Genomic DNA, 4,102 nt, shown 5'->3' with positions numbered 1-4,102 from the left:
GCGGTCGCTGTCGCTGCGGTCCGCGCACGGCTGCGTGCTCGCAGCGGACCTTCGCGCCGGTTCCGCCCTGCCCGGGTTCGACAACTCGGCCATGGACGGATACGCCGTGCACATCGCTGACGTGGCCGACGCCGGCCCCGGGCGTCCGGTCATCCTGCCGGTCACCGGGGATATTCCGGCGCAGGCGGGCACACCGTCACCGGTGACGCGCGGTAGCGCGGCGCGGATCATGACGGGCGCGCCGCTGCCGCCCGGTGCCGACACCGTCGTCCAACTTGAGTGGACCGACGGTCGGATGGACCGGGTGACCGTGACGCGCGCGCCCGGGCTCGGTCAGAACATCCGGCGGGCCGGCGAGGACGTGGCCGTGGGCGACTTGGTCCTGCCCGCCGGGCGGCTGCTCGGTGCGGCTCAGATCGGCCTGCTGGCCGCGCTCAACGTGGCGACTCCGGTTGTTCATCCCCGCCCCCGGGCCGCGGTGCTCTCGACCGGCAGCGAACTGGTCGAGGTGGGGGAAACCCTCGGCCCGGGGCAGATCGTCGACTCCAACAGCCACGCGGTGGCGGCGGCGGCACGGGAGGCGGGCGCGCAGATACGGCGGCTTGGTGGCGTCCCCGACTCCCCGGACGCGTTCGCCGCGGTGCTTGCCGGCGTTCTCGCCGACGTCGATGTTGTGATCACCACTGGCGGGGTGAGCGTGGGAGCCTTCGACGTGGTCAAACAGGTCCTCGCCGGTTCGGGGAAGGTCCGTTTCGAGCCGCTGGCCATGCGACCCGGGATGCCACAGGGATTCGGGGTGATCGACGGGGTGCCGATCTTCACGTTGCCGGGTAATCCGGTCAGCGCGCTGGTGTCGTTCGAGCTGTTCGTCCGACCTGCGTTGCTGCGGATGCGGGGGCTTGCGTCCGTCCACCGTCCGACGCTGGTCGCCACGACCGCGCAGGAGCTGCGCTCGTCCCGGGGCCGGCGTTCGTATCTGCGGGTCCGGTTGGCTGCGGCCGGAGCCGGGCGGCCGCCGGTCGCCCATCTGGCGGGTGGCCAGGGATCGCATCAGCTGTCGGCCCTGGCCGTCGCGGACGCCCTGTTGATCGTTCCGGCGGACGGTGTCGACCGGCCGGCGGGGACGGAGCTGACCGCGCTGCGGCTCGGTGACGACATGGCACCGTTCGATGCCGGGGTGTCGTGGTCCGATGCCGGGATGGCGGCGGACACATGATCGAGCCACGGCTGACCCACGTGGACGCCACCGGTGCCGCGCGCATGGTCGACGTCTCCGCCAAGGACGTGACTGTACGGACCGCGGTCGCCCGGGGGTTTCTGCGGGTCGCACCAACCGTCGTCGACCTGCTTCGCGGCGCCGGTGTACCCAAGGGGGACGCGCTCGGTGTCGCCAGGGTGGCCGGCATCATGGGCGCCAAGCGCACACCCGAGCTCATCCCGCTGTGTCATCCGATCGCGCTGTCGGGGGTCCGGGTGGAGCTGGACATCTATGATCATGGAGTTGAGATCACCGCGACCACCCGGACGACGGACCGCACCGGCGTGGAGATGGAGGCGTTGACCGCGGTCGCGGTGGCCGGGCTCGCCCTGCATGACATGGTCAAGGCGGTTGATCCGGAGGCGACGCTCACCGACATCCGCCTGCTGGCCAAGACCGGTGGGCGCTCCGGTGACTGGCACCGCACGCCGACCGGTGGGCGTGGCGGTGGCGCCCGGTGAGTCATGCGCTGGAGGTACCGGACGGCGCCCGCGCCCAGGTGATCACCGTCTCGGATCGCGCGTACGCCGGCAGTTACGCTGACCAGTCCGGGCCGTTGGCTGCCCAGGCGCTGGGTCTGATCGGTTTTGCCGTCGACGATGTGGTTGTCGTCCCCGATGATCGCTCGGCGATCGTGATCGCGCTGGAGGCTGCCGTTGCGGCCGGCATTCACCTGGTTGTCACCACCGGCGGTACCGGTCTCGCACCCAGGGACGTCACGCCGGAGGCGACCCGACAGGTCATCGACCGAGAGGTGCCCGGGCTCGCCGCCGCGCTGCGCGATGCCGGCCGGGCGGCGGTTCCGACCGCGGTGCTCTCCCGTGGCATCGTCGGTGTCCGAGGCGGAACGCTGGTGGTGAACCTGCCGGGTTCGGCGGGCGGCGTCTCCGACGGGGTGCGCGTGCTGGCCGGGGTGGTCGGGCATGCGGTGGCCCAGATCCGCGGCGGCGGTGATCATATTCATGTCGATCCGGGCCATGTCGATCCGGGCCGTTCCGGCCGTGGGTCCGGAGGGACGGGATGAGGGCACCGGGGTGGCCGGCACGTCTCACCGACGGGTCGGTGGGCGTACGTCCACTGCGGCTGCGTGAGGCTGTCACCTGGGTCGAAATCCGGGTACGCAACGGTGAATGGCTCGGACCCTGGGAGGCGACCCCCAAGGCGATGCCGGCCACGGCGGACGCATGGGCGCAGCGCCAGACCATCGGGGTGTACAGCCGGATGGTGCGACGGTTGCATCAGCAGGCACGTCTCGGTGCCGCGCTGCCCTTTGCGGTGACGTTCCAGGGGCGACTGGTGGGGCAGGTCACCGTCTCCACGATCGTTCGTGGTGCGCTGAACAGCGGGCATCTCGGCTACTGGGTTGACCGCGGCTATGCCGGGCGCGGTATCACGCCGACCGCGGTGGCGCTGGTCGTGGACCACTGTTTCGCCGCGGCGGCACTGCACCGGGTGGAGGCGTACGTCCGGCCGGAGAACACGGCGAGCCGCCGGGTGGTGGAAAAACTGGGGTTCCGCGAGGAGGGGTTCCACCGGCGCTATCTGGCGATCGGTGGGGCTTACCGGGATCACATCAGCTATGCCATCACCGTGGAGGACGCCCCGGAGGGCTTACTGAACCGCTGGCGTGACACCCGCGCCTCACGTACCTGAGTGGTCGGCACCGGGTACCGGTCGCTTCTTAACTTCGGGTAGTCATATGACGACTTTCGCGTGTGATGGTGTCCACGTGAAGGATGCGGTTGTCACGGTTTGTCGGTCCGATAAGATCTTTTTGTGACGTGGAAGCGGCGTCGTCGGAGGGTTGATCGACTTCAATGGTGTCTGCCTGTATTGAGGATGTTGCCAGATGTGAACGTGGTATCGATCGCGATGGTGCGACACGCGGGCATCAGGTCGGTGACCAGACGGTATTCCCTCACTAGCGTTTCTTAGTGCCGCTGGTTGCGCGAGCCACTTCATGATCGCGCCGCTCGGGCATCCTCGCATTTCGGTGCAGCTGACAGGCGAGGTCCGGGCTGGCCGGCGTCATCGTCGATATCCGAGTCGGCAGGAAGGCAACCGTCCATGGTCAGCTCGCCCGCGCGGCAGTCTGCGCCGCCTCAGCCACGCGCGGGTGGTTGTGGGTTCGCGGCACGGTACTGTCTTCCAAACCCGCGGCCATGAGCGCGCTCATCTGGCTCGCGATCGTCGCGGTCTGGGGTTTCGTGCTAATCCCCATGTGGCTGAGGCACCATGACAGCACGTTGGAACAGCGGTCAGCCGAACGTTTCACGATGGCCATGCGAGTCCTGTCACGGCGAGGGGCGTCGCGGCCGGGTAGGGGGTCCGTGATGCGGCCAGTCGCTTCCCAACCGGGTGAGGACGCGGCCTCCGGACCGGCGCGTTCTGTCTCTTCGGCGGAAACCCGGGTGCGGGGTGTCAGGGCTTCTGCTCCCGTCACTCCTGGTTACGTCACTCCTGGTTACGTCCCGTCCGGAGAGAGAGTCGGAAGCGGCCGGCGCGCAACGCCTCCACCGCGACGGAAGGCCGACGCGGACCGGCTGGCGCTGGTTCGGCTTCGTCGCCGGCGACTCCTGGTACTGTTCACTGCCGTATCGGTGACTGCGCTGCTCGCTGGGTTGCTGAGCGGTATCTGGATCGCGTTTCACCTTCTGATGGATGTCGCGTTCATCGGCTACCTCGTGCAGCTGCGCCGGACCGCCCGGGCTGACCAACGCCTGCGTGCCTCCCGGTTGGCGCTGGACCGCCGGATCGCGGCGGAGCGGGTCGCCCGGTACGGCCATCGGACGGCTTACCCCGGTGCCGCCGACAGCGTGGCCGGGCCGTGGGCGTCCGACAGCG

At 69.5% G+C, this 4,102-nt stretch carries 5 protein-coding genes and 1 pseudogene; 5 read left to right on the top strand and 1 reads right to left on the bottom strand.

Translation table 11 applies throughout. The features are described from left to right. From glp to U9980_RS20710, 4 genes are all read left to right on the top strand, one after another. On the top strand, positions 1-1,216 hold a 1,216-nt coding region (gene glp, locus U9980_RS20725), incomplete at its 5' end, for a gephyrin-like molybdotransferase Glp (RefSeq protein WP_416210344.1). Continuing rightward, on the top strand, positions 1,213-1,719 hold the full coding sequence (moaC, locus tag U9980_RS20720) for a cyclic pyranopterin monophosphate synthase MoaC (RefSeq protein WP_322769443.1): 507 nt from the start codon (positions 1,213-1,215) through the stop codon (positions 1,717-1,719). The genes glp and moaC, both read left to right, overlap by 4 nt. After that, positions 1,716-2,282 carry a MogA/MoaB family molybdenum cofactor biosynthesis protein gene (locus U9980_RS20715; RefSeq protein ID WP_322769442.1) on the top strand — a complete coding sequence of 189 codons (567 nt, stop codon included), beginning with the start codon at positions 1,716-1,718 and terminating at the stop codon, positions 2,280-2,282. The genes moaC and U9980_RS20715 overlap by 4 nt, the downstream gene beginning before the upstream one ends. Next, on the top strand, positions 2,279-2,911 hold the full coding sequence (locus tag U9980_RS20710; RefSeq protein ID WP_322750051.1) for a GNAT family protein: 633 nt from the start codon (positions 2,279-2,281) through the stop codon (positions 2,909-2,911). The genes U9980_RS20715 and U9980_RS20710 overlap by 4 nt, the downstream gene beginning before the upstream one ends. Before the next feature lie 418 nt (positions 2,912-3,329). Here the strand turns inward: U9980_RS20710 and U9980_RS20705 are convergent, their stop codons facing one another. Then, positions 3,330-3,542 (bottom strand): hypothetical protein, encoded by a 213-nt coding sequence (locus U9980_RS20705; protein WP_322769441.1) that lies wholly within the window; start codon positions 3,540-3,542, stop codon positions 3,330-3,332. A gap of 316 nt (positions 3,543-3,858) precedes the next feature. On the opposite strand from U9980_RS20705, the pseudogene U9980_RS20700 reads away from it, so the two are divergent. Continuing rightward, positions 3,859-4,102, top strand: a pseudogene (locus tag U9980_RS20700) (hypothetical protein); the annotation flags it as partial.

The sequence above is a fragment of the Protofrankia sp. Cr1 genome (genome assembly GCF_963555865.1).
Taxonomy (GTDB): domain Bacteria; phylum Actinomycetota; class Actinomycetes; order Frankiales; family Frankiaceae; genus Protofrankia.
This window is presented reverse-complemented; position numbering and strand designations above follow the sequence as displayed.

Excerpts from the sequence above, each read along its gene's own strand:
- moaC (WP_322769443.1), top strand. The coding sequence starts at position 1,213 with ATGATCGAGCCACGGCTGACCCACGTGGACGCCACCGGTGCCGCGCGC.
- U9980_RS20710 (WP_322750051.1), top strand. The coding sequence starts at position 2,279 with ATGAGGGCACCGGGGTGGCCGGCACGTCTCACCGACGGGTCGGTGGGC.
- U9980_RS20705 (WP_322769441.1), bottom strand. The coding sequence starts at position 3,542 with ATGGCCATCGTGAAACGTTCGGCTGACCGCTGTTCCAACGTGCTGTCA.